This is a genomic window from Pseudodesulfovibrio karagichevae, assembly GCF_041414475.1.
Classification (GTDB): Bacteria; Desulfobacterota; Desulfovibrionia; order Desulfovibrionales; family Desulfovibrionaceae; genus Pseudodesulfovibrio; species Pseudodesulfovibrio karagichevae.
Genome location: NZ_JBGLYH010000002.1, coordinates 1 through 21,280 on the forward strand (window position 1 = coordinate 1; position 21,280 = coordinate 21,280).

Genomic DNA, 21,280 nt, shown 5'->3' on the forward strand with positions numbered 1-21,280 from the left:
CGGGAAGGTGGCCGCAATGCTCCACAACAACCTGCGGTCATTCTACGCTGACGAGCCCATGGCAATGGACTTCTACCGGCAAATGCAAGAGTGCACCGGACAGAATGACGCCAAATAGGGAATCATCATGGAAGACAAACACAAAGAACGGCATGTCCATTTGCACCGCCGCCTTGACGAACTGGTGGCCGACTTTATCCAGTACACCCAAAAACTGCCGAGCAAAACCACGGTCAAGGAATTGATTGATTGGTCCTACGAGCAGTCCCTTGCGCCCGATCATCCGAATCACGGCGCGTAGTTCTCAGCATACTCTTGGAGGAATGATGGACGCACGATGCCAATGGAAAGAATACCAGGAAGGCTATGATGCATACAAGGAGGGGAAGTCTATCTATGACAATCCCTACGCCCCTGTCACCAACGAAGAATACTCTTGGGCATACGGCTTCAACGCCGCGAGACAAAACTCACAGAGGGCACGATGAAAACATACACCGCAAAGCTCAAAACCAGAAAGCAGATGGAGAAAGATATCCCACGCGCTCAATGGGGGTGGTGGATTGATGTTTGTCCCGGCGCGACACTCCAGCTTCGAGATGCCACCGAAGAAGACCTTGCAAGGTGTATCCTTGAGGAAGGCTCTTCCAGAAATCACGAAGACTACCTGTGCGAATCGAAGCCGGAACGTGGGTGGCTTATCCTTCGGGATGCAGTCGCAGAAATAAAAGTTAACTGACTACATGAGAAAGCCCGACATGAGCGAAGAAATCAGAGAAAGCGTTGACGTTGTTGGTGAGTTGTACCGCTGCGCCTGTTCTTGGGAGCCTCAAGTGCGGCTTCTCGGAAACATTCAGGCCATGGAGTTGCGCCAGTTATGTCTACATCACGCCGCCCTTGTAGACGCACTTGAAAAGATTAAGGACCGAACTGAGTTCTGGTGTCCTGATTGTGGTTGGACTGGTGCAGAGCGTGAGCTTGAAATCCACGGAGCCAATACCGAGGCCGGGAATGATGAGATGGCGTACTGCCCCAAATGCGGCGGCGATGAAGTCTGTGAGTTTGAACCCGATGAGTACGCCAAGGAAGCAATAGAACGGGCTGCGAAAATATCGCCTGATACAACCAACCAAGACGCACAAGGCCCCGTCTAGGGACGAGGCCAGTGCGGTGAGTAGATGACAGCCGGGGCCACCCCGGCAGGGACAGGGATAACACAACCGCAATCCGGGGAAAAGGATTGATGCCAAATGGCGAAGGAAATCATCTTGGCTGAGTTCATGAGTGAATACATCGACTACCGCAAGGGCGCGGTCATGGCGTCCACAGTCATGGCCGATACCCTGGCCCTGCGGAAGCTGTGCGACCACGTTGGACGCGAAAAGCCGTTGGTCGAGATCCGTCCCCGCCATGGGGACACGTTCGTCTCCCACTGCACTCGCTCTGGGCTCAAGGCCACCAGCACAACCAACCACTTCCGCCACCTCCACAGAGCGTTCGAAACGGCCAAACTGTGGGAGTACATTGAGTCAAATCCATTCAGCGAGGTGAAGCCGCCCAGGATATTCAAGGCCCCGCCAAAGTTCATCCCGGCCGCCGAGGTAGGCCCGTTCATCGCGGGCATAGAAGACTTCGACAAGCGCATGTTCATCACGGCGCTATATGCCTCCGGCCGACGCAGGTGCGAACTTTTGAACCTCAGATGGGCAGACGTGGACATGACCAAGCGCGAATACCGCGTGCACGTCTCCAAGGTCCACAGGGACACGATCCTACCCATGAGCAAGCTTTTTCACGACGTGCTCGTAGAGCAGAAGATATTCCATGGGCACGGCGAAAAGGTCTTCCCGAAGTGGCGCAACCCGGACAGCGTGACCCACTGGGTGAAGCTTGAGCTCATCAAGGGGGGATACCCTGAACTCCACTTGCACCACCTCCGCCACTCATTCGCTTCGGCCTACGTCGAGGCCGGCGGGAACATCTTCACGCTGTCGAAGCTGCTCACCCATTCCAACGTGAACACCACACAGATATACAGCCACCTCACGCCGGGGCACCTGGCTATGGAAGTGGATCGAGTGAAGGTGTAGCCCATGGCCACGACCGACGACCGCTGCATAGACTACAAGGCCCTGGCTGAGAAGCTTGGGCGCTCCGAGAGCACCATGCAAAAGGAATGGCGCATGTATCCCCATTTCTTCGTCGGTCGTGGCCGCAACTTGAAGTCTGCGCGTTTTGATTTTAATGAGGTGCTAGATCACGTAAAGGAGAAGGCGCGTGGCATTCAAACCGTACAAGGGACCGGGCGGAAAGTACCGGATGCGATTCCGCTACAAGGGGAAAGAATACAGCCAAGTCGTAAAGACCAAGGCCGACGGGGAGACGTGGAAGCAAGAAAAGCTTGCGGAACTCAAGAAAGCCGACAAGGAGGCTCCCGCCGGCTTGACGCTTTCCGTCATGTTCGAGACATACATGGACGACTGCCGGGCCCGGATGCGGCCGCAAACGGTTGATGAAAAACTCCGGCACTTGACCAAATTTGCGGACTCACTGGGACAAGATGTTTACCCGGAACAAATCTCAATCAAACTGGCACAATCTTTCATTTCCAGCGTCCAGCGAGACAAAACCAATAAGACAGCGAATCGCTACCTCCGCACCGTCAAAGCCTGTTGGAACTGGCACATCAAAAAGGGTGAGCGGATAGACAATCCTTGGAACAACGTCGAGAAATATCCAGAAGAGGCCCATCTCAAGAACGTCCCCTCTGCCGAACAAGTGGCGGCTGTACTCATGGCCGCAAACCCTTTCCAGTCCGACTACCTCCAACTCATCTTGCAAACAGCAGCTCGACCGGGAGAAATACGTCTCCTTAAATGGGATGATGTCATATTCGACCGGAAGGTACTCATCTTGTGGACTAGGAAACGAAGAGGCGGAGGCAAGACGCCGCGCCCTGCCCACATGACCAAGACCATGGAGACGATCCTCAGAAGGCGATGGGCGAACCATCCAGGCGGTCCATGGGTGTTCACCCATCCCGATACAGGAAAGAACTACGAACGCCATTCCAACGCCATCCAATACATGATGACAAGGCTATGCAAGAAAGCGGATGTCAGCTTCTTCGACCTGTACTCACTGCGCCACTACGTCAGCCAGCGGGTGATAGATTCAGGCAAGGCAAAGCCGGTTGATGTCCAAAGACTCCTTGGGCACCAAAGGCTTACCACGACCGACAACTACATAAAATCCCTCGTCCCAGACATGCACAATCTGGACGATGTCCTGGAGTCAATTTTGGGCCAAAACGAAGAAGAAAATGCTCAAAAGGGGGCACAACAGGGGGGCACAAAATAATAAACGGCACAAAAATGGGGTTGCAGATTTCACTGCAACCCCTTGATTTTGGCGGAGAAGGAGGGATTTGAACCCTCGTATGAGCTTTACACCCATAACACGCTTAGCAGGCGTGCGCCTTCAGCCAGCTCGGCCACTTCTCCAATCTCTTTGCGCGCGAAAAGACGCCGTGCGCATTGAGGAAAGTCCGTCTACACTTTTACCGCGCGGATTGTCAATAAAGATGGTCCCTATTTGCCTTTTTTCCCCTTCCCGCCCTTGCCGCCCTTGGCGTCCTTGGCGTCGCGTTCCTCGCGGCGGCGCTTGCTCTTGAGCGCCTTGTACTTCTCCTCGTGGCGGCGCGTCTTGGCCCCGCCGATGCGCTCGCGGCCCGGACCGCGCTTGCCCAGCGCCGAGATGCCCCGCGCCTTCTCCCACTCCTTGTTGTCGTGGCTGGACCGGAAGACGATGTTCACTGGCGCGGACTTGATGCCGAGCAGCTTGCGGAACTGGTTCTCCAGGTAGCGCACGTAGGACGTCTTGACGATGGTGTGGTCGTTGCAGAAGAACACGAAGGTCGGGATGGGCTCGTCCGCCTGGGTGACGTAGTAGAACTTGGGCCGCTTGCGCTTGACCACCGGGGGCTGGAGCTTCTCCACCACGGCCTGCATGGCGCGGTTCAGCTCGCCGGTGCCCACGCGGATGTCGCACTCCCGACGCATGGCCTCGGCCATGGGCAGGAGCTTGCCGATGCCCAGCCCCTTGACCGCGCTGGTCATGACCACCGGCACGTGCGGGACCAGGCGCAGTTCCTCCCGGAACGCCTCAAGCGCCTTGTTGGTCTCGTTGCGGGGGATGAGGTCGGCCTTGTTGACGACCACGATGAACGGGGTCTTCTCCTTGGACAAAAATTCGATGAGCCGCTTGTCCTGCCGCCCCACGCCCAGGGTGATGTCGATGGTCAGGATGGTCACGTCGGACCGCTTGGAGTTCTTGAGGGCCCGGATGACGCTGATCTTCTCCAGGTGCTCCTGGATGTTGGCCCGCTTGCGCACGCCGGCCGTGTCCACGAAGGTGTAGCGCTTGCCCTGCTTCTCGAAGGTCACGTCGATGGAGTCGCGGGTGGTCCCGGCCACGTCCGAGACGATCAGCCGGTCCTTGCCGATGAGCGCGTTGATCAGGGAGGACTTGCCCGCGTTGGGACGGCCGAGCATGGTCAGCCTGAGCCCCTTCTCCACGCCGTCGTCCACATCCTCGGGCAGCCCCAACCCCTTGACGAACTTGCGGACCCGGTTGCGCACCTCGTGCAGGTTGAAGCCGTGGGCCGCGGACACGGGCAGGAATTCGATGCCCAGGGAGTGGAACTCGGCGGTCATGTGCGCCTCGAACTCGGAGCCGTCCACCTTGTTGATCAGCATGAGCACGGGCTTGCCGGACCGGCGCACGTACTCGGCGGCCTGCTGGTCCAGCGGGGTCAGCCCCTCCTTGCCGTCGACCACGAAGATGATGGCGTTGGCCTCGTTGATGGCCTCCTGGGCCTGCTCGAAGATCTCGTCCTCGAAGTCCTTGGACAGTTCGGGCGTTGCTTCGGATTCGAGGACCATGCCCCCGGTATCGATGAGGTCGAACCGGGTCTCTCCCATGATGCACTCGCCGTAGATGCGGTCGCGCGTCACCCCGGGCAGGTCGTGGGTGATGGACCGCGACTTCCTCAGAAGTCGGTTGAAGAGGGTGGATTTGCCCACGTTGGGGCGGCCCACCAGGGCGACGATCGGCAGCATGTTGGGCTCCGGATGGTGTTTGATGGCGCGGTAATGCGTGAACCCCGCGCTTTCCACAGGCGGGAAGCGCGGGGGTTACCCTATCTTCATTTAAAAGTCGAGTCCATTGTTGTCGGCGGAATCATCCCTGACCCGCCATGTCCTCGATGACCTCGTTCAGCCGGGTGGCCATGGCGGCCACTTCCTGGATGGCCTCGCTGGCGCTCTGCATGACCTGATACGTCTCCATGGAGATGTGGTTGATGTCGTCCGTGGCCCGGTTGATCTCGTCGCTTGTGGCGGACTGCTGTTCGGCGGCCGTGGCGATGATCCGCACCTGGTCCGAGGCGGTCTCCACCCGGCCGACGATCTCCAGCAGCGCCTTGCCCGACTCGCGGGCCAGGTCGGTGCTGCGCTCCACGGCCTGGGCCGCCCGCTCGGTGGCCCCGACGTTGCGCCCGGTCATCTCCTGAATCCGGCGGATGGCCTCGCCCACCTCGCTGGTGGCGGCCATGGTCTTTTCGGCCAGCTTGCGCACCTCGTCGGCCACCACCGCAAACCCCCGCCCGGCGTCGCCGGCGCGGGCCGCCTCAATGGCCGCGTTGAGCGCCAGCAGATTGGTCTGGTCCGCGATGTCCGTGATCACCCCGAGCACGTTGCCGATGTCCTCAGCCTCGGAGCCGAGCCCCTCCATGGAGCGCCGGAGCTCCTCGGTCTGCGCCTGGACCTCGCCCACGGCCTCGATGACCTGATTGACCATCTTCTCGCCGCGCTGGGCGTGGCTCTTGGCCTCGTCCGCGTCATCGGAGGCCTGGCTCGCGTTGCGGGCCACGTCGAGCACCGAGGCGTTCATCTGCTCCATGGCCGAGGCGGTCTCGGCCGCACGGGCCCGCTGGTCCTCGGACCCGCGCTTGCCCTCCTCCATCTGGGCGGACAGCTCCTCGGCCGCGCTGGACAGGGACAGGGAAATCTCCCGCGCCTGCCCGGCGGCCACGGAAATGCGTCCGTTCTGCTCCTCGATGAGTTTCTGCTGGCCCCGGATCTCGGTCACGTCGACCCAGATGGTCAGGGAGCCGAGCAACTGGCCGTCCATGTCGTAAAACGGCGTGGAGGTCACCTGGGCGTTGATGACCGAGCCGTCCGTCCGGGTGTACTCGGTCTCGTTGTCCAGCCGCTGCTGCTGTTCCACGGCCCGGTCGGACAGGGTCTTGCGGCCGGGCTCCCTGTAGAAGAACTCGCCGGGCGCAAGCCCCACGTAGCTCTCGGGCGGATCGGACCGCAGGAGCAGATCGCACATCTGCCGGTTGACCCACAGCAGCTTGTGATCCTCCCCCACCAGGGCGCACGGCAGGGCGATGCCCGCGAGCACGCCGTCGGAAAAGCCGAGCTTGACCTTGAGTTCGTGCACCATGGTCTCGATCTGCGCGGCCAGGGACCTGAACTCGAACTTGTACTTGCCTTCCAGACGGGCCTGGAGATTGCCCCCGGCCACCTCGGAGGCGTAGCCCAGAATATTCTTCACCGGATTGGTGATGGTCTTGCGCACGGCGAAAACCAGCACGCCCACCAGCAGAATGCCCAGGCCCACGCCGCCCACGGCCAGCTTGTCGCGCTGGTTATGGGCCGCAGCGGCCAGGTCGTCCTCATAGGCGCTCATGACCACCTTCCAGCCGGTCTTGGGCGCGGTGTCGAAGACCATGTACTTCTCGCGGCCCTCCCAGGTATAGGTGGTTTCGCCCTTGTCCGCGCCCAGCGCGACCTTGGCGAACTTCTCGCCGGATACGTCCTTGAGATACAGGTCCTTGTTCACGGCGTGGGCGATTATCCGCCCCTTGTCGTCGAGCATGTAGGCGTACCCGCTGCCCGCCACGCGGAAGGGATCGATGAACTTGGAGGTGAAATTGTCCCACTTGGGGAACAGCCCCACCCCGCCGATGATCTCGCCCGTGTGGTCGTGGACCACGGCGGCCGCGGCGAAGATGAGGATGCCTCCGCCGCTCTTGGAAATAAGGATGTCATTGGACAGGAAGTGGTCCGCCTTGCCCGAAAGGACGGCCTTGACGTACTCGCGCGAGCTGCGGTCCGCCCCGGCCAGGTTCTGCTCCTTGGCGTTGTACCCGGCCACCACCTTGCCGTTCTTGTCGAAGGCGAAGGCCGCCCAGTAGCCGCCGGAGGTGGACATCAGGTCCTTGAACAGCCAGGACGCGGGCAGGGCGTCCCGTCCGGCCAGGGCGTCGGCCACGGCCTGCTGCGAGGCGAGCATGCGCACCATCTCGTCGGTCTGGGCGATATAGTTGTCCAGCGCGGCCATGGTCTGGGCGACCATGTTGTTCATGGCGACCTTGCCCTCGTCGAACACGGTCCGCCGCGTGTCGTGGCTGACCCAGAGCACGGCGGCCAGGATCGAAACGGCCATGCTGGCGGCGATCAGCAGGGCGATGGCGGTATTGACGCTCTTCATCTTCATGATGGACCCGTCCTTGAAGCTGTGTGTTATGCCCCTTCAGTCATAAAAGCCCACCGGGACTGATGTCCATTAGAACAAGCCTCCTCCCGGGGACAAAAAAGGGCAAAACCGCAATGCGGTTCTGCCCCGATACCAGCCCATACCTTGATCACGCCTATTACATGAACAATTTCTTAATGGCAAGGTCGTAGGGCGGATACAGGACGCCCTTTTCGGTGATGATGCCCGCGATCAGTTCGTTGGGCGTGGGATCGAAGGCCAGGTTGTAGACCTCCACGCCCTCGGGCGGGATGCGATGGTCGCCGATGTGGGTCACCTCGCGCGGGTCGCGGTCCTCGATGGGCACGTCGTCGCCGGTGGGCGTCTCCGGGTCGATGGTATACACCGGCGCGGCCACATAGAAAGGAATATTGAACCGTTTCGCGATGATGGCCACCCCGAAGGTGCCGATCTTGTTGACCGCGTCGCCGTTGGCCGTGATCCGGTCCGCGCCGACCACGACCTTGTCCACCAGGCCGCGCTTCATCAGCAGGGCGCAGGCGTTGTCGCAGGCCACCTTGACCGGGATGCCGTCCTTGTGCAGCTCGTAGGCGGTCAGCCGCGCGCCCTGCAGGAACGGCCGCGTCTCGTTGGCAATGACCGAGACCTTCTTGCCCTGGTCGATGGCCCCCCGGATCACGCCCAGCGCCGTGCCGTATCCGGCTGTGGCCAGCGCGCCCGCGTTGCAGTGGGTCATGACGGTGTCCCCGTCGTCGATGAGCTCGCCGCCGAACTTGCCGATCAACTCGCACATCTCAATGTCGCCGGCGTGGATCTCCTTGGCCCGGTCGAGCCAGATGTCCAGCAGCGCATCAAGGGAAACGTCCCCCGCTTCCTCCCAGATGCGGCGCATCTCGCGCACGGCCCAGCGCAGGTTCACCGCCGTGGGCCGGGCGTCGTGGATCTGGTCCAGCTTGGCCGACAGGGTGGCCTTCCAGTCGCCGTCCATGGACTGCACCTCGCGCCCGGCCAGATAGCAGCCGTAGGCCGCGGTCACGCCGATGGCGGGCGCGCCGCGCACGACCATGACCACCAGGGCGTAACAGATGTCGTCCGTGGTCTTGCACTCGAACCAGTCCTCCCGGTTGGGCAGGTAGCGCTGGTCAAGCAGGATCAGGGCGTCTTTCTCGGGAGAATACTGAATGTGTTCGGTCATTTTTGGTTGCCTCCGGCGGCCAGAGGGGAAACTTTTGGAAAAGTTTCCCCTCTGGACTCCCCTTCAAAACTTTTTATCGCGGCGCAGGTAGTATCGGGGTCAACGAGACTCCTCGTATGCGCCGGGCGGTGCGGGCACCACCCTTCCGTCCAATATACAGAGTACGGAGAACGCACCCCCACGCCGCCTTGAAGAATGGACTTTCCCCGAGAACTTCCTGGCGGCGTGGCGACAAAAAGTTTTGAAAGGGGGGCCGGGGGAAAACTTTTCCAAAAATTTTCCCCCGGTCTTCCTTACGAAAGTTTCTTCTGGAACAGCTGCGTGACCACGCCGGGGTTGGCCTGGCCCTTGGACAGGCGCATGACCTGGCCCATGAAGAAGCTGATCAGCTTGGTCTTGCCGCCCTTGTAGGCCTCGACCTCGGACGGGTTGTCGGCGATGACCTTGTCGACCATGGCCTCGAGTTCGGAGGTGTCGGACATCTGGGCCAGCCCCTTGGCCTTGACGTATTCGGCCGGGTCGTCGCCGGAGGCGCACAGGTCGCGGAAGATGTCCTTGCCGATCTTGACCGAGATGGTCCCGTCGTCCACCAGGGAGAGCAGCGCGGCGAGCTTTTCCGGCACGAGCCTGACCGCGCATGCCTCGGTGCCGCTCTCGTTGCAGAACGGCATGAGTTCGCCGACCACCCAGTTGGTGACCTTCTTGGGATCGCCCGGGTAGGCCTTGACCGCCGCCTCGAAGTAGTCGGCCGCGGCGAGGTCGTTGGTGATCAGGGCCGCGTCGTAGTCGGCCAGGGTGTACTCGGCCATGAACCGCTCGCGCTTGGCGGCGGGCAGCTCGGGCAGCTCGGACTTCCACTTGTCCACCCAGGCCTGCTCCAGAACCAGCGGCACCAGGTCCGGGTCCGGGAAATAGCGGTAGTCGTGGGCCTCCTCCTTGCCGCGCATGGAGTGGGTCGTGCCCTTGTCCACGTTGTACAGCCGGGTCTCCTGGATGACCTTCTCGCCGTCCTCGACCAGGTCGATCTGGCGCTCCACCTCGTACTCGATGGCCTTTTGGATGTGCTTGAAGGAGTTGAGGTTCTTCAGCTCCGCGCGGGTGCCGTACTCCTCCTGGCCGAAGGGCCGGACGGACACGTTGGCGTCGCAGCGGAAAGAGCCCTCCTCCATGTTGCCGTCGCAGATGCCGAGGTACAGCAGCACCGAGCGCAGCTCCTTGAGGTAGGCCACGGCCTCCTCGGCCGAGCGCATGTCCGGCTCGGACACGATCTCGATGAGCGGCACGCCGGTCCGGTTTAGGTCCACGAAGCTGGCGTTATCCGCTGCGGAGTGGATGTTCTTGCCCGCGTCCTCTTCCATGTGGATGCGGGTCAACCCCACGCGCTTCTTTTGGCCGTCCACCTCGATGTCGACGTGGCCGTGCTCGCAGATGGGCAGCTCGAACTGGGAAATCTGGTACCCCTTGGGCAGGTCGGGATAGAAGTAGTTCTTGCGCGCGAACACGGACTTGAGGTTGATCTCGCAGTCCGTGGCCAGCCCCGCCTTGGTGGCGTATTCGGCGACCTTCTCGTTGAGCACGGGCAGCACGCCGGGCATGCCGGAGCAGACCGCGCAGACGTTCTCGTTGGGCTCGTTTCCGAACTTGGTGGAGCAGGAACAGAATATCTTGCTCTCGGTTTTCAGCTGTGCATGGACTTCGAGGCCGATGACGGTTTCGTACCGGGACATGGGGGCTCCCCTATTTCTTGTTTCCGTAGAGTTCCGGGTTGAGCTTGGGGTCGTTGTACATCTTGAACTGGAAATAGACCTTGGGCTTCTTGGTCCCGGCGAAATACTCGTCGATCAGCTCCAGGATGGCCCGTTCCAGATCGTTGTGCTGGCGCTTGAGCACGCCGACCTTGTTGTCGCACTGCCGGATGTGCTCTTCGTCCACATCCTTGCGCGAACACTGCTCTTTCATATGATATATCTTGAGCGCCTGGATGGACAGACGGTCCAGGGCCATGCCCACGGTCTCGGTGTTGTACCGCTCCGGGGCCTCCGAAGGCAGGAGCGGCTCCATGGCCGAGACAAGGCACTCGTCCACCCGCTCGATCAGGTCGTTGCGCTGCTGGTTGAGCTTGTCGATGGCGTACTTGCAGTCCGCGATGACGCGGGCGTCCACGTCCTTGCGCCGGGCGCGGTCCTCGACATGCCAGAGTTGGAAGTTGGCCCAATGCTGGCGGCCCACCAGCTCGCGCAGGCCCTGGAGCCCGGCCAGATCGTCGGCGGGATTGCCTTCGTACACGGGTTCGCCGAAGTGCCAGTCCATGACGGACCGGATCTGATGGGCCACGGCGTCCCGAATGGTGCTCTTGATGGAATCGTGTGTGATGTCAGCCATTGATCAATGCTTCTTTGCTTATGAGGAGGTAAACGGTGGCCTCGGTCTTGATGTTGCTGGCGATGGGCGCCACCGCGTTGCCCTCGCCTATGTAGTAATCGACATGGGGGCCCCGGATGGCCGTGCCCGTGTCCTGGGCCAGGCCGATGCCCGCGATCTTGCGCTTGCCCGCCGGGCGACCGTCGCGGGCCTCGGGGATTTCGGCCTCGAAGGCCAGCAGGCTGCCGAGCGGCAGGAGCTTTCGGTCTGTAGCCAGTGAAACCATCGGCGTCAACGGCTTTCCGATCGTTCCCTCGGGCGGCGAGTCTTCCAGACGGAAGAAAACATAGCTCCGGTTTTCGGCCATGAGATCAAACATCCGTTCGGGATGCTTGGCGAAATATTGCTTCACGTCCTCCTTGGACAGATGCCCGTCCGGCAGCAGCCCCTTGGCGTGGAGGATGCGGCCGAGCGAACGGAAGTCGTGGCCGTTCTTGGCCCCATAGAGCACGTTGCGGGTGGTCCCGTCGGGCAGCCTGAGCCGTCCGCACCCTTCCACCTGCATGTAGAAGACGTCCACCGGGTCCTTGGCCCAGGCGATCTCGAGTCCGCGCCCGGCCAGGACCTTGCGCACGTCCACGTCGCCGCGCCTGTAGTACGACAGCACCCGCCCGCTGTCCACGCGGTAGAACCGGTTGCGGCCGCGCACCGGGCCGTAACACAGGTCCTCGGGCACGCCGTAGATGGGATACTCGTAGCCGGGCCGCCGGGTCAGGCTGGCCTCGATCTCCGGGGTGTAGTAGCCGGTCATGAGCGGCTTCTGGCGCATGCCGTACCAGACGAACCGCTGGGCCAGCAGGTCCGGTTCCGCGTCCAGGTGCGGCAGCAGGTCGAGAAATTCCGTGAGCGAGCGGACCACCTGGCCCCAGGTCAGGGACATGCCGGGCCGGGCCAGGGCGGGCTCGGCGGCGGGCATGTTCAGGGCGTATTCCAGGCTGCGCTGGACCGGGCTCTCCAGGGCGCGCCAGGAGTCGAGGCCCTGGCTTCTGATGTCCAGCCGGGCCATGTTCTGCGCGCCCTCCACGTTGGACAGGGGGAAAAACATGTCGCAGGCCGGGATGGACAGGGGCTCGCGCACGGGGCGCAGGGTCAGCCGCCGGACCGATGCGTCGCGGTACAGGCAGGTCACGTCGGCCGCGCCGGCGAGATCCGCCACGGCGTCACCCTCTTCCTCGCTGGGGTCGGCAGCATCGGCATCGGGGGCATCGGTCGCGTCGGCCCCATCGGCGGGGGCCGTCTCCACGGCGGCCGTTTCCCCGTCGGGCGCGGCGGCCCGGGACGGGAAGAGCGGCCCGGTCCTCACGCACGACAGCAGCGCGGCAAGGCAGGCCGAGGCCAGCAGGAGCCTCATCGCCCGCCACAGGGAGGGCCGTATGTCAGTGGGAAAAGGATGCATGGGGTACCGCGCCGTTTGAATTTACTAACCGCACGAGTCGATGGCCACGTCGCAGAACTTGCCCACCCCGTACTCCCGCCTGCGGAAGAACTTCTCGGGGTTCGGGCCGATGATCTGCAGCTCGGGATGGACCCGCTGCACATCCAGGGCGATGTGCATTTCCTTGGTGCAGCCCGTGGAGTACGTGGAGTCCTTTCCGGCCCAGACCGGGGGCACCTTGCGCCCCATCAACTCGAAGCTCTTTTCAATATCGAAATACGTCTGGAAACGCCAGACATTGATGTACCCGCTGCGCTGGACCTTTTCCCACATGAACATCAGGTCGTCGGCGTCCATGCCCTCCTCGAAGTGCTCGCCGGGATTGATGATGTACACGTCGTCCAGCTGGCCGCGCAGGTGGTTGACGTAGGTGGTGATGACCTCGATGGCCTCCTTGGTCTGGCCCGGCACCGAGCCGATGATCCCGGAGTAGAACATGACCGTCTTGCCCTGGGAACGGGCCCGGCGCATCTCCAGGATGATCTCGTCGGCCTTGCCGGTGATGTACTGCTCGGAGAAAATCAGCACCCGCTCGGGCTTGGGCCGGAAATGGACATGGAACACGCCCTGCTCGTCCCGACGGAAATTGAGGATGTCCCGGGTGAACTCGTGGGAGTTGAGGATCAGCCGGTCGTAGGTGTCCTCGCCCTTGGCCAGGACCAGGTCGCACTCCTTCCAGGCCCGGGCGAAGGTCACCGAGGTCCGGTAGGGGTTGAACTTCTCGCGCGTGCCGTCGGAGATGACCAGGAACGGATGGCGGGCCATGACGGCCAGCAGCTCGTTCTTGGACAGCTTGTCCTCGCTGACGAAGTGCGCCCCGGAAAAGGCCCTGGCCAGCTCCAGATCGGAATCCCGGTCCCAGAAGGTCGGGTGGTCGAAGTAGAATCCTTCCTTGAGCGCCATGACCACGCGGTGGCCCAGCCGCAACAGGGCCTTGACCACCTTGAGGTCGAAGAGGATGCCGCCCGCCCGATTGGGCAGGTACAGGATGCGGCGGCGCTGCTCCCCGTCCTTGCCCAGCCGTTCGAACATGGGGGTCAGAAGATCCGTGCCCTCGCGCACCTCGTCGGCCAGGCCCGAGGCGCGCAGGCCGTCCAGGGAGAACATCTCGGGGTTCCAGTGGTCCGTGAAGGTGGCGATGCGCATGAGCCGCTCAATCTCGAGCCGGTCGAGCCGGTTGCGCAGGTCGTCGGTCCTGCCGCTGGCATCGATGTCCACGGGGCTGCCGTGGACCATCTCATCGAAATCCTTGCTCTCGACCATCTCGGCGGCCCGCCTGTTGAGCCCCCGGCGGATGTGCAGGTAGGGGTCGTCGATGCCGGACTGGGTCATGAATATGGTAATGAACCACTTCATCAGCCGCGAGGGCATGAGGATGGGCGAAGCCAGGACCATGCGGAACTTGTGCCGGGCCAGCTGGATGAACCGCCGGGCCATCTTCCGGTCCGCGCAGAAGTCGCGGGACAGGTGGAGGAACCGCTTCCACTGCTCCAGGTATTTTTCGCGCAGCCGGTCCGGCAGCCGCTGGTCCAGGAGCATGAGGAACATCCAGTCCGAGCACGGGGCGTAGAACTCCCCCTCCTTGAGGGCGATCATGAAGCGCATCTGCTCGCCCGAGGCGTTCTTCAGCGGATCGATGGTGTATTCCAGGTGGTTTTCCGACATGAAGTGGAGCAGCAGCGCATCCAGACTGGGGTCGATTCCGTATTTGATGTCCAGGACCGAATCGAACTCTTTGGCCAATCCCATGTTCACCTCTCGCTCAGGAAACCGTGTTTCTTCAATTTCTCGAAATACGCGCCCGGCCCCAGGTCGACCACCAGCAGGTCGGCGGGAGACTTCTCCACGACCACCTCGTCGCCCGGTTCGAGCCGGACGCCGGCCTGGCCGTCCTCGGTCAGGTTGACCTCGCAGGCCTGCTCCTCCACGCGCACGGTGAGCACCCCGTCCGCAGGCAGGACCATGGGCCTGAAGCCGTTCAGGAAGGGACAGACCGGGGTCACGCAGCAGGCCGCGAGCCCGGCGTGGACCAGGGGGCCGCCCGCCGACGCCCCGTAGGCCGAGGACCCGGTGGGCGTGGAGATGATCAGCCCGTCCGCCCGCAGGCGGGAAATATCGATGTCGTCATAGGCCACGGCCAGACGGACGAGCCGGGCCAGTTCGCCCCGGCTGACGACCAGTTCGTTGATCACCAACCCCCTGGCGACCGCTTCGCCCCGGCGCACCACGGCGTACTTGAAAACCAGCCGGTGGGCCGCCCGGAACCCTTCGTCCAGGACCTTGGCCAGCCATGGTCGCCAGTGGTCACGCTCGATCTGGGTCAAAAAGCCCACGCGGCCGAGGTTGACGCCCATGAGCGGGGTCCCGAAGTGCAGCAGCCGCCGGGCCGCGCCGATGTAGGTGCCGTCCCCGCCCAGGATCACGGCCAGGTCGAAGGGGCCGCGTATGCGATCCTCGTTGTCGCAGGACTCGGGACGGGCGTCCACGTGGTGCTCGCAGGTCTCGAAGGGCACCCCCCGCTCCGCCAGAAAACCGGCCATGGCCGTGCGCACGGCCTCGGCGGCCTTGTCGCCCGGCTTGGTCACAATGAGCATTTTTCCAACGGAACGTTTCATGATGGATATTTTTATTTAAATTTTGAGAAACATTCAACCTTTTTCCATTTCAAGGGCCCTTTCGCAGCCCTTTGCCGACCGGCTTTTCTGGATTTTTTTACGTTTTACCCCTAAAGTTTTTTTGCGGGGGGACGATCGTATCATCCAAGGAAAGGAATAATACCGTGAATACATCGTCCGCCAATGTTCGCAATATGCTGCGCACCTATGGGAAGCAGCTTACGAGCGCGAAGCGTCTTGCACGCTTCAGGCAGGCGATGGGCGGAGCGGAGCCCCCGGACGACATCGCCCGGCAGGCCAAGCGCCGGGAACTGGTGCAGCGCATCGCTCACGAGGTCATTGAAAACCTGATCGTCAATTCCGATCGTTCGCCGGTGGTCCAGGCGGTTCTGCACCAGTTGGAGAGCGAGTTCGGCAGCCGGTACGTGTTCGAGTACCCGCTCGACGGAGGCGACGTTCAGATAATCAGGGAGACGCCACAGGGCCCGCAGGACGTCGAGGGTTCCGAGAGGAACAAGGTTTTGCGGAGATTGTGGGAAATAGCATTGTCAAAGGTGGATGGCACCATGCTTTGATAGTCCCGTCTTCAACGGGAGGTACGACATGGTTATTCGAAACATTGTAGGGGATCAGAACCCTTACGCAAACAAGAAGATCGAACGGCCGGAGGCCAAGGAAGTCCGGAACACGCAGGAAAGCGTGAAGACTTCCGGCGAGGTCGCCGACCGCGTGGTTCTCTCGTCCGAGGCCCGGCTGCGGGGCGCCGCCCTGCAGACCGCCAAGGAGGCGCCCGACGTCCGCCGCGAGAAGGTGGACGAACTCAAGCGCCAGGTCAAGGACGGGACCTACCGGCCCGACATCAAAAAGGCCGCCGCGAACCTTATTCGCGACGACCTCGATCTTCTGGTTTAGCCTAAGAGGAAGCGACCCGACGATCAGGACCCTATCGGCCGGAAGTGCGTGGGATACCCCGCCTCCGTCTGTGGAATCTGAAGACCTATCTTCGTCTCCGTGTTGATGACAATCGGCCCCTGGAGATTGAGGGTAGTGTCTTCAGGCCTGTCCTGTGGAATGGTCACGGTCACCAGGATGGCCAGCTGCCGGATGTTCTCGACCTTCAGGACCTTGCGGTCCGGATTCTCGATCTTGACGTCATAGTCGTCGATAAAGCTGTAGGGATCGGCCACCAGGAGCCCGAGGCCCGGGTCGGTGATGCACTGCAACAGCAGAAACGGCGAGTCCCCTTCCCTGACCGGAAGCAGCGTGAACTCGCGCTTGTCCTCGAGCCCCACCAGTCCCCGGGGAAAATAGAGGATGGCGTCGGAGTTGATCGTCCGCTCGCCCAGCCGGGTCATTATTTTTTGCGTTCTTTCTTTTGCCATAGCGCCGCCGCCGCGAGCAGGTCCTGCTGGTTGACTTCCAGCGCCTGCCGGTTCTGTTCCTTGATCTTCAAATAGACCTCCTCCCGATAGACGGTCATGTCTTCGGGCACATCCAGGCCGATCTTTATCTGCTTCCCCTGAACGCTCAGGATCTTCAGCTTGATATTGTCGCCCAGGTAGAGGCTTTCTCCCGGTCTCCGGGTCAGAATCAACATGTCGTTACCAAGTCTTTCCTTCGGCTTGTCCGCTTTTCGCGCGGAATACGCCTTGCCGACTACATGAGGTTCACTCGCAAGTAAAGTGCATTATTTTATTGAATTATAAAAATTTAGAAAGATTGAGCTGCATGATCATGGAGGTCGAGCGCAGCACGGACTCGTAGACGATCTGCTGCTGGGCGAGCTCGGTCATCAGCTCGGACACGTCCGCGTCCTCGATGGAACTGAGCAGGGACTTCTCGTTGAGGGCCAGCCCGTCCACGATGTTCTGGCTGATGCCCAGCCGGTTCACCCTGCCGCCGATCTCGGCCACGGAGTTCATGACGTGCGCCTGGGCCTTGGACAGGTTGGCCAGGCACTGCTGGCAGCCGGTCTGGTTGTTGGTCTCGGCGAAGGCCACCAGATTGCCCATGACCTCGAACAGGTTCATGGAGGGTTCGTCCTGTCCCTGGATGGTCAGGGTCATGTTCGCGGCGCCGTTGGACTGGAACACCCGGCTCGCGTTCTGGCTGCCGAGCGTCAGGATGGAGCCGTTGGACGACAGGATGGTGTCCGGATCCATGTAGATGCCGCCGAAGATGTCCTTGCCCACGTTGTTGACATTGATCTGCTCGCTCGGCGAGATGTCCAGCTTGATGGCCGCTGTGTGCGGACGGATGACGAACTGCTGGCCCGGCTGCAACTGGTTGGAGCCGTTGGAGGTCAGGGTCAGGATGCCGCCGTTGGCCACGGACAGCACGGCCTCGTTGGCCGATGTGTCGGGCTGGGCCACGTTGCCGGTCACCCAGTTGATGCCGCCGTCCAGGCTGTAGGAGTACTGGATCGCCTGATCCATGGTCACGGCCGACTGGTTGTCGATGCGGATGGTCACGTTGGAGTCCAGGAAGGAACCCGAAGCCGCGGCCGAGAGCAGATCCACGCCCGGCCCCAGGGAATCCACCATAGGCGGGGTGTCCTCGTCGTCGCCCATGTACTGGGCCGAGGGCCGGATCCACATCCAGGTGCCCTCGGAGGTGGACTCGTCGCTGGGGTCGTTGACCTTGATGGTGGCGTCACCGTGGAAGCTCACGCTGGTGCCGCTCTGGGGCAGGCTCAACACCCCTTCGGTTCCCGCGAAATTCATGGTCGCGTCCGTCTTCCAGGTGCGCCCGCCGTCCACGGAATAGCGCACGCCCAGGTTGGGATCGGACAGGTTCATGTTGCCGCCCACCGGGGTGGCCCCGGTGGTGTCGTAGTACTGGACCAGGACCGTGGTGTTCGAGGAGCCGTTGACCGTGAACTCGGCGTTCTTGCCGAAATCCTCGTCGTTGGTGGTCAGCCACATGATCTGCTTGAAGGCCGCGCCTTCGGTCTTGTGCCCGGCGAAGATGGACTTGTCCTCGAAGTCGGTGTTGGCCAGGCTGATGAGCTGCTCGAACAGGGAGCGCATCTCATAGCTGACCTGCTCGCGGTTGTCCGCTCCCACGGTGCCGGTGACGATCTGGGTGGCCAGTTCCTTGGCCCTGCTCAGGATGGTCGAGACCTGCGTGAGGGCCTCGCTCGCGCCGTTCAGCCAGCCCTTGGCCGTGGAGATGTTCTTCCCGTACTGGTCCAGTGAACGCAGGGTGTCGCGGTGGTCCAGGATGCGGGTCATGCCCGTGGGGTCGTCGCTGGGCTTGTTGATGGCCTTCTGCGTCTGGGCCTTGACGTTCAGGTCCATGAGCGAGGTCAGGGACGTGTTCAGGTTGAACACGTAGCGGTTGAAGAGCATCTGTTGTGTTACGCGCATAGCCTTGTCTCCCGCCTACGGTTTGAGCGACAGGATGGTCTGGAGCATCTGGTCGGCTGTGGTGATGAGCTTGGCCGCCGCCGTGTAGGACGCCTGGTACCTGATCAGGTCGCTCATCTCCTCGTCCAGGTTGACGCCCGAGATTTCCTGCTGGCGGTCGTTCAGGTCGTTGGCCAGGGTCTTGTAGAAATTCTGGTTGAACTTGGCCCGGTTGGTGTCCGTGCCCACGTTGCCCACGATGCCGTTGTAATAATCGAGGATGGTCTGCGAAGTGGTCCCCTCCACGGCCGTGGAGGTGGTCACGTTGACCTCGCGCAGGCCGTACATGGACAGGGCCGTGGAGTTGTCCCCGGGGTTCATCTCCCCGGCCCCGTTCACGTGGCCCGTGGCTAGGTAGTCGAGATCGCCGGTTATCTTCTCGTTGATGGCCATGGAGTTCGGGTCCTGCCCCTTGAAGAAGGTGTTCAGCCCCAGGCCCGCATAGAGCCCGGCCGAGTCCGTGCCGAAGGCGAAGGTGTAGCCGTCCTCGGCCTCCAGGCGCAGCTTGTTGTTGACGATGGTGGCTTTGATGGCTCCCGCATAGGTCCGGTTGTAGGCGTCGCGCACGTCCTCCAGGGTGTGGATCTCCGGGTTGAAGGTCCCGCCGTTGCCGTCGAAGTCCAGGGCCGCGCTCGAGGCCAGCAGCCCGGTGGATTCGTTGTACACGTACATGAAGGCGCTGCCGGACTGGAGCTTGTCGCCGAAGGCCAGCCCCGTGGAGTCGCTGCCGAGGGCCTTGTTGGTGTAGTCCACGCGGTAGGTGCCGTCGACCACGGTGAAGGCCTGGAGCCCCGCGCCCTGGCTGTGTCTGCGGTTGGTCTCCCAGATGACCGTCCCGGTCAGCTCGTCCAGCTTGGACCGGTACTTGCCCACGTAGTTGTCGCGGAAGGAAAGCAGCGCGGCGATGGAGCCGCCCGTGAGCCGCTGGGGATTCTCCTCGCCGTTGAAGTGCAACTGCGGGGTGATCTCCTCGGCGTGGGAGGTGTTCTGCACCCAGTACAGCCCCTGGTGCGGGCTGATGACGAACCGGTCGCCGTCCACGAAGGTGCCCGAGGGCGAGCCCTGGGCCCCGGCGTTGGAGCCGAACCAAATCTGCAGTCCCTCGACGTTGACCCGGTCGTCATACTCCCGGGCCGAGAAATGCCGTTCGGTGCCGTCCTCGTTGGCCAGCCAGGTCACGCCGCCATCCAGGGAGACGCGGAACTGGGCCGCCCCGGCGCCCGAGCCGACCTGCCCCGACGGGTCGCCCGCGTTGGAGGCGATGAACTCGATGGTGTACTCGTAGTCGCCGTTGCCGTCGAAATAGATGTTGCCGTCGAAGGTGGAATCCGGACGCAGGTCCTCGACCTTGGCCGGAGCCCGGAAATCCAGGGAAAATGCGCTCGCCCCGTCCACCAGGGTCTGCCCGGACTGGGTCAGGACCGTGAACTCGCCGCCGCCGTTGTCGATGGTCTTGATGTCCACCAGCTCGGCCAGGGCGCGGACCTTGCGCGCGCGTTCGTCGTACAGGGCGTTGGCATTGTTCTGGCCGGGCACGTCGTGGACCTGGATCTCGCGGTTCAGGTCGGCGATGTCGTTCATCAGGCCGTTGGCCTTGGCCACCTGGGCCGACACCTCGTTGTTGATCCGCTCCTGCATCAGCGAAAGGTTGGTGTCCACGGACTTGAGGGTGGAGATCAGGGTGGCCGCGTCGTTGACCACGGTCCGCCGCGCCCCGTAGTTGTCGGGCCGCTGGGAGACCTCGTTCCAGGAATTGAAATACTGGGACAGGGCGTTGCTCACGCCGCTGCCGCTGGACTCGTTGAGCAGGTTCTCCACGCCCTTGAGCTGCTCGAAGAGGTTGCCCCACATGTTGCTCAGGGAAGACTGCCCCAGGTACATGGCCTCGACCATCTCGTCGAAATGCCGGACCACCTCCGTGGCCTTGACGCCCGTGCCGAGCTGGCCGGGCGAATAGTCGATGTAGGGCCCCTCCTCCAGGTTCACCGAGCGGCGCGAATAGCCCTTGGTGTTCACGTTCGAGATGTTCTCGCCCGTGACCTGCAGTTGGACCTGCGAGGCGAACAGGGCCCACCGGCCCATGTCCAGGATGGAGTTGGCGCCGAAGGACATTACAGTCTCCCGTTCAGCAGGCGCGCGTCATTGACGCCCTTGGCGAACCGGCCGGTGCGCGCGTAGGCCGTGGTGGACTTGGGCTTGATCTGATTGTGCATGTAATCGAGCAGCCCCTTGGACTGGTCGAACAGGGCCATGGCCATCTGCTGGTTCTTGGCGGCCTGGACCCCGCACTTCTGCTCGGTTTCGTCGAGCCGAGCCAGGAGCTCGGAGATGGATCGGAACTGTTCTGCGTCCAGGCCGGGAAGGATATCCCGGACACGCTGGGCCGTAGGCTCCACCCGGGCGACCATGCGGCGCAGGGAGACCCGTTCGGCCGCCACCTGACGCATGAGTTCCTGGATGGACAGCTCCACCTGGGAAACGGATTGGGGCTTGAGCTGGGTAAGACGGGAAAATTCTTCCTCAAGCAGGAAATACAGAAGCAGCATGGCCTTGTTCTGGCGGACCAAATTTTCCTCTATCAGGCGGATCATCCTGCTACCTCGTCACTAATAACCTGTTATATTTCCATACCAATTCTTGA

20 protein-coding genes and 1 tRNA gene are annotated in these 21,280 nt (G+C 62.2%); 7 read left to right on the forward strand and 14 right to left on the reverse strand.

What is annotated here, in order from left to right; all coding sequences use genetic code 11:
* Nucleotides 1–127: 127 nt before the first annotated feature.
* The 5 genes from AB6M95_RS00785 (at nt 128) to AB6M95_RS00805 (ending at nt 3,360) form a co-directional block, all read left to right on the forward strand.
* Entirely contained in the window at nt 128–301 is a 174-nt protein-coding gene (locus AB6M95_RS00785) for a hypothetical protein (RefSeq protein WP_371384825.1), read from the forward strand.
* A gap of 183 nt (nt 302–484) precedes the next feature.
* Nucleotides 485–739, forward strand: a complete 255-nt coding sequence (locus AB6M95_RS00790) for a hypothetical protein (RefSeq protein WP_371384826.1) — start codon at nt 485–487, stop codon at nt 737–739.
* Nucleotides 740–758: 19 nt separating this feature from the next.
* The gene (locus tag AB6M95_RS00795) at nt 759–1,154 is read left to right on the forward strand and encodes a hypothetical protein (RefSeq protein ID WP_371384827.1); all 396 of its coding nucleotides are present in this window, start codon (nt 759–761) and stop codon (nt 1,152–1,154) included.
* 96 nt (nt 1,155–1,250) lie between these two features.
* A complete protein-coding gene (locus tag AB6M95_RS00800) occupies nt 1,251–2,090 on the forward strand; it encodes a tyrosine-type recombinase/integrase (protein WP_371384828.1) in 840 nt (279 codons plus the stop codon).
* Between the two features lie 187 nt (nt 2,091–2,277).
* Nucleotides 2,278–3,360: a site-specific integrase gene (locus AB6M95_RS00805; protein ID WP_371384829.1), complete on the forward strand. Its 1,083-nt coding sequence runs from the start codon at nt 2,278–2,280 to the stop codon at nt 3,358–3,360.
* A 49-nt stretch (nt 3,361–3,409) separates the two neighbouring features.
* On the opposite strand, the gene AB6M95_RS00810 is transcribed toward AB6M95_RS00805, so the two are convergent.
* The 9 genes from AB6M95_RS00810 to AB6M95_RS00850 all read right to left on the reverse strand — a co-directional run bounded on the left by AB6M95_RS00810 (nt 3,410) and on the right by AB6M95_RS00850 (nt 15,232).
* Nucleotides 3,410–3,503, reverse strand: a tRNA-Ser gene (locus AB6M95_RS00810).
* 87 nt (nt 3,504–3,590) lie between these two features.
* On the reverse strand, nt 3,591–5,120 hold the full coding sequence (der, locus tag AB6M95_RS00815) for a ribosome biogenesis GTPase Der (protein WP_371384830.1): 1,530 nt from the start codon (nt 5,118–5,120) through the stop codon (nt 3,591–3,593).
* A 121-nt stretch (nt 5,121–5,241) separates the two neighbouring features.
* Entirely contained in the window at nt 5,242–7,566 is a 2,325-nt protein-coding gene (locus AB6M95_RS00820; protein WP_371384831.1) for a methyl-accepting chemotaxis protein, read from the reverse strand.
* A 157-nt stretch (nt 7,567–7,723) separates the two neighbouring features.
* Nucleotides 7,724–8,761, reverse strand: coding sequence for an S-methyl-5-thioribose-1-phosphate isomerase (gene mtnA, locus AB6M95_RS00825; RefSeq protein ID WP_371384832.1), 1,038 nt, complete (start codon nt 8,759–8,761; stop codon nt 7,724–7,726).
* Between the two features lie 293 nt (nt 8,762–9,054).
* Nucleotides 9,055–10,488 (reverse strand): Asp-tRNA(Asn)/Glu-tRNA(Gln) amidotransferase subunit GatB, encoded by a 1,434-nt coding sequence (gene gatB / locus AB6M95_RS00830; RefSeq protein WP_371384833.1) that lies wholly within the window; start codon nt 10,486–10,488, stop codon nt 9,055–9,057.
* A 10-nt stretch (nt 10,489–10,498) separates the two neighbouring features.
* Nucleotides 10,499–11,143, reverse strand: coding sequence for a DUF4254 domain-containing protein (locus AB6M95_RS00835; protein WP_371384834.1), 645 nt, complete (start codon nt 11,141–11,143; stop codon nt 10,499–10,501).
* Nucleotides 11,136–12,533: an MltA domain-containing protein gene (locus tag AB6M95_RS00840; protein WP_371384835.1), complete on the reverse strand. Its 1,398-nt coding sequence runs from the start codon at nt 12,531–12,533 to the stop codon at nt 11,136–11,138. The genes AB6M95_RS00835 and AB6M95_RS00840 overlap by 8 nt, the downstream gene beginning before the upstream one ends.
* Nucleotides 12,534–12,602: 69 nt before the next feature.
* Nucleotides 12,603–14,366, reverse strand: a complete 1,764-nt coding sequence (locus tag AB6M95_RS00845) for an ARMT1-like domain-containing protein (protein WP_371384836.1) — start codon at nt 14,364–14,366, stop codon at nt 12,603–12,605.
* Nucleotides 14,367–14,368: 2 nt separating this feature from the next.
* Complete coding sequence (locus AB6M95_RS00850) at nt 14,369–15,232, reverse strand: NAD(+)/NADH kinase (RefSeq protein WP_371384837.1); 864 nt, start codon at nt 15,230–15,232, stop codon at nt 14,369–14,371.
* A gap of 164 nt (nt 15,233–15,396) precedes the next feature.
* Here AB6M95_RS00850 and AB6M95_RS00855 point away from each other — a divergent pair, with 164 nt between their 5' ends.
* Entirely contained in the window at nt 15,397–15,807 is a 411-nt protein-coding gene (locus AB6M95_RS00855) for a DVU0524 family FlgM-associated protein (RefSeq protein WP_371384838.1), read from the forward strand.
* A 28-nt stretch (nt 15,808–15,835) separates the two neighbouring features.
* Nucleotides 15,836–16,144, forward strand: a complete 309-nt coding sequence (flgM, locus tag AB6M95_RS00860) for a flagellar biosynthesis anti-sigma factor FlgM (RefSeq protein ID WP_371384839.1) — start codon at nt 15,836–15,838, stop codon at nt 16,142–16,144.
* A 23-nt stretch (nt 16,145–16,167) separates the two neighbouring features.
* Here the strand turns inward: flgM and fliW are convergent, their stop codons facing one another.
* From fliW to flgN, 5 genes are all read right to left on the reverse strand, one after another.
* The gene (fliW, locus tag AB6M95_RS00865) at nt 16,168–16,614 is read right to left on the reverse strand and encodes a flagellar assembly protein FliW (protein ID WP_371384840.1); all 447 of its coding nucleotides are present in this window, start codon (nt 16,612–16,614) and stop codon (nt 16,168–16,170) included.
* Nucleotides 16,587–16,829 carry a carbon storage regulator CsrA gene (gene csrA, locus AB6M95_RS00870; protein ID WP_071546860.1) on the reverse strand — a complete coding sequence of 81 codons (243 nt, stop codon included), beginning with the start codon at nt 16,827–16,829 and terminating at the stop codon, nt 16,587–16,589. The genes fliW and csrA overlap by 28 nt, the downstream gene beginning before the upstream one ends.
* Nucleotides 16,830–16,932: 103 nt before the next feature.
* A complete protein-coding gene (gene flgL / locus AB6M95_RS00875; protein WP_371384841.1) occupies nt 16,933–18,600 on the reverse strand; it encodes a flagellar hook-associated protein FlgL in 1,668 nt (555 codons plus the stop codon).
* Between the two features lie 15 nt (nt 18,601–18,615).
* Complete coding sequence (flgK, locus tag AB6M95_RS00880) at nt 18,616–20,751, reverse strand: flagellar hook-associated protein FlgK (protein ID WP_371384842.1); 2,136 nt, start codon at nt 20,749–20,751, stop codon at nt 18,616–18,618.
* A complete protein-coding gene (gene flgN, locus AB6M95_RS00885) occupies nt 20,751–21,230 on the reverse strand; it encodes a flagellar export chaperone FlgN (protein WP_371384843.1) in 480 nt (159 codons plus the stop codon). The genes flgK and flgN overlap by 1 nt, the downstream gene beginning before the upstream one ends.
* Between the last annotated feature and the right edge of the window lie 50 nt (nt 21,231–21,280).

What these genes read in the sequence shown, in the direction of transcription:
- AB6M95_RS00785 (WP_371384825.1), top strand. Translation starts at nt 128, where the DNA reads ATGGAAGACAAACACAAAGAACGGCATGTCCATTTGCACCGCCGCCTT.
- AB6M95_RS00790 (WP_371384826.1), top strand. Translation starts at nt 485, where the DNA reads ATGAAAACATACACCGCAAAGCTCAAAACCAGAAAGCAGATGGAGAAA.
- AB6M95_RS00795 (WP_371384827.1), top strand. Translation starts at nt 759, where the DNA reads ATGAGCGAAGAAATCAGAGAAAGCGTTGACGTTGTTGGTGAGTTGTAC.
- AB6M95_RS00800 (WP_371384828.1), top strand. Translation starts at nt 1,251, where the DNA reads ATGGCGAAGGAAATCATCTTGGCTGAGTTCATGAGTGAATACATCGAC.
- der (WP_371384830.1), bottom strand. Translation starts at nt 5,120, where the DNA reads ATGCTGCCGATCGTCGCCCTGGTGGGCCGCCCCAACGTGGGCAAATCC.
- AB6M95_RS00820 (WP_371384831.1), bottom strand. Translation starts at nt 7,566, where the DNA reads ATGAAGATGAAGAGCGTCAATACCGCCATCGCCCTGCTGATCGCCGCC.
- mtnA (WP_371384832.1), bottom strand. Translation starts at nt 8,761, where the DNA reads ATGACCGAACACATTCAGTATTCTCCCGAGAAAGACGCCCTGATCCTG.
- gatB (WP_371384833.1), bottom strand. Translation starts at nt 10,488, where the DNA reads ATGTCCCGGTACGAAACCGTCATCGGCCTCGAAGTCCATGCACAGCTG.
- AB6M95_RS00835 (WP_371384834.1), bottom strand. Translation starts at nt 11,143, where the DNA reads ATGGCTGACATCACACACGATTCCATCAAGAGCACCATTCGGGACGCC.
- AB6M95_RS00840 (WP_371384835.1), bottom strand. Translation starts at nt 12,533, where the DNA reads ATGAGGCTCCTGCTGGCCTCGGCCTGCCTTGCCGCGCTGCTGTCGTGC.
- AB6M95_RS00845 (WP_371384836.1), bottom strand. Translation starts at nt 14,366, where the DNA reads ATGGGATTGGCCAAAGAGTTCGATTCGGTCCTGGACATCAAATACGGA.
- AB6M95_RS00850 (WP_371384837.1), bottom strand. Translation starts at nt 15,232, where the DNA reads ATGAAACGTTCCGTTGGAAAAATGCTCATTGTGACCAAGCCGGGCGAC.
- flgM (WP_371384839.1), top strand. Translation starts at nt 15,836, where the DNA reads ATGGTTATTCGAAACATTGTAGGGGATCAGAACCCTTACGCAAACAAG.
- fliW (WP_371384840.1), bottom strand. Translation starts at nt 16,614, where the DNA reads ATGGCAAAAGAAAGAACGCAAAAAATAATGACCCGGCTGGGCGAGCGG.
- csrA (WP_071546860.1), bottom strand. Translation starts at nt 16,829, where the DNA reads ATGTTGATTCTGACCCGGAGACCGGGAGAAAGCCTCTACCTGGGCGAC.
- flgL (WP_371384841.1), bottom strand. Translation starts at nt 18,600, where the DNA reads ATGCGCGTAACACAACAGATGCTCTTCAACCGCTACGTGTTCAACCTG.
- flgK (WP_371384842.1), bottom strand. Translation starts at nt 20,751, where the DNA reads ATGTCCTTCGGCGCCAACTCCATCCTGGACATGGGCCGGTGGGCCCTG.
- flgN (WP_371384843.1), bottom strand. Translation starts at nt 21,230, where the DNA reads ATGATCCGCCTGATAGAGGAAAATTTGGTCCGCCAGAACAAGGCCATG.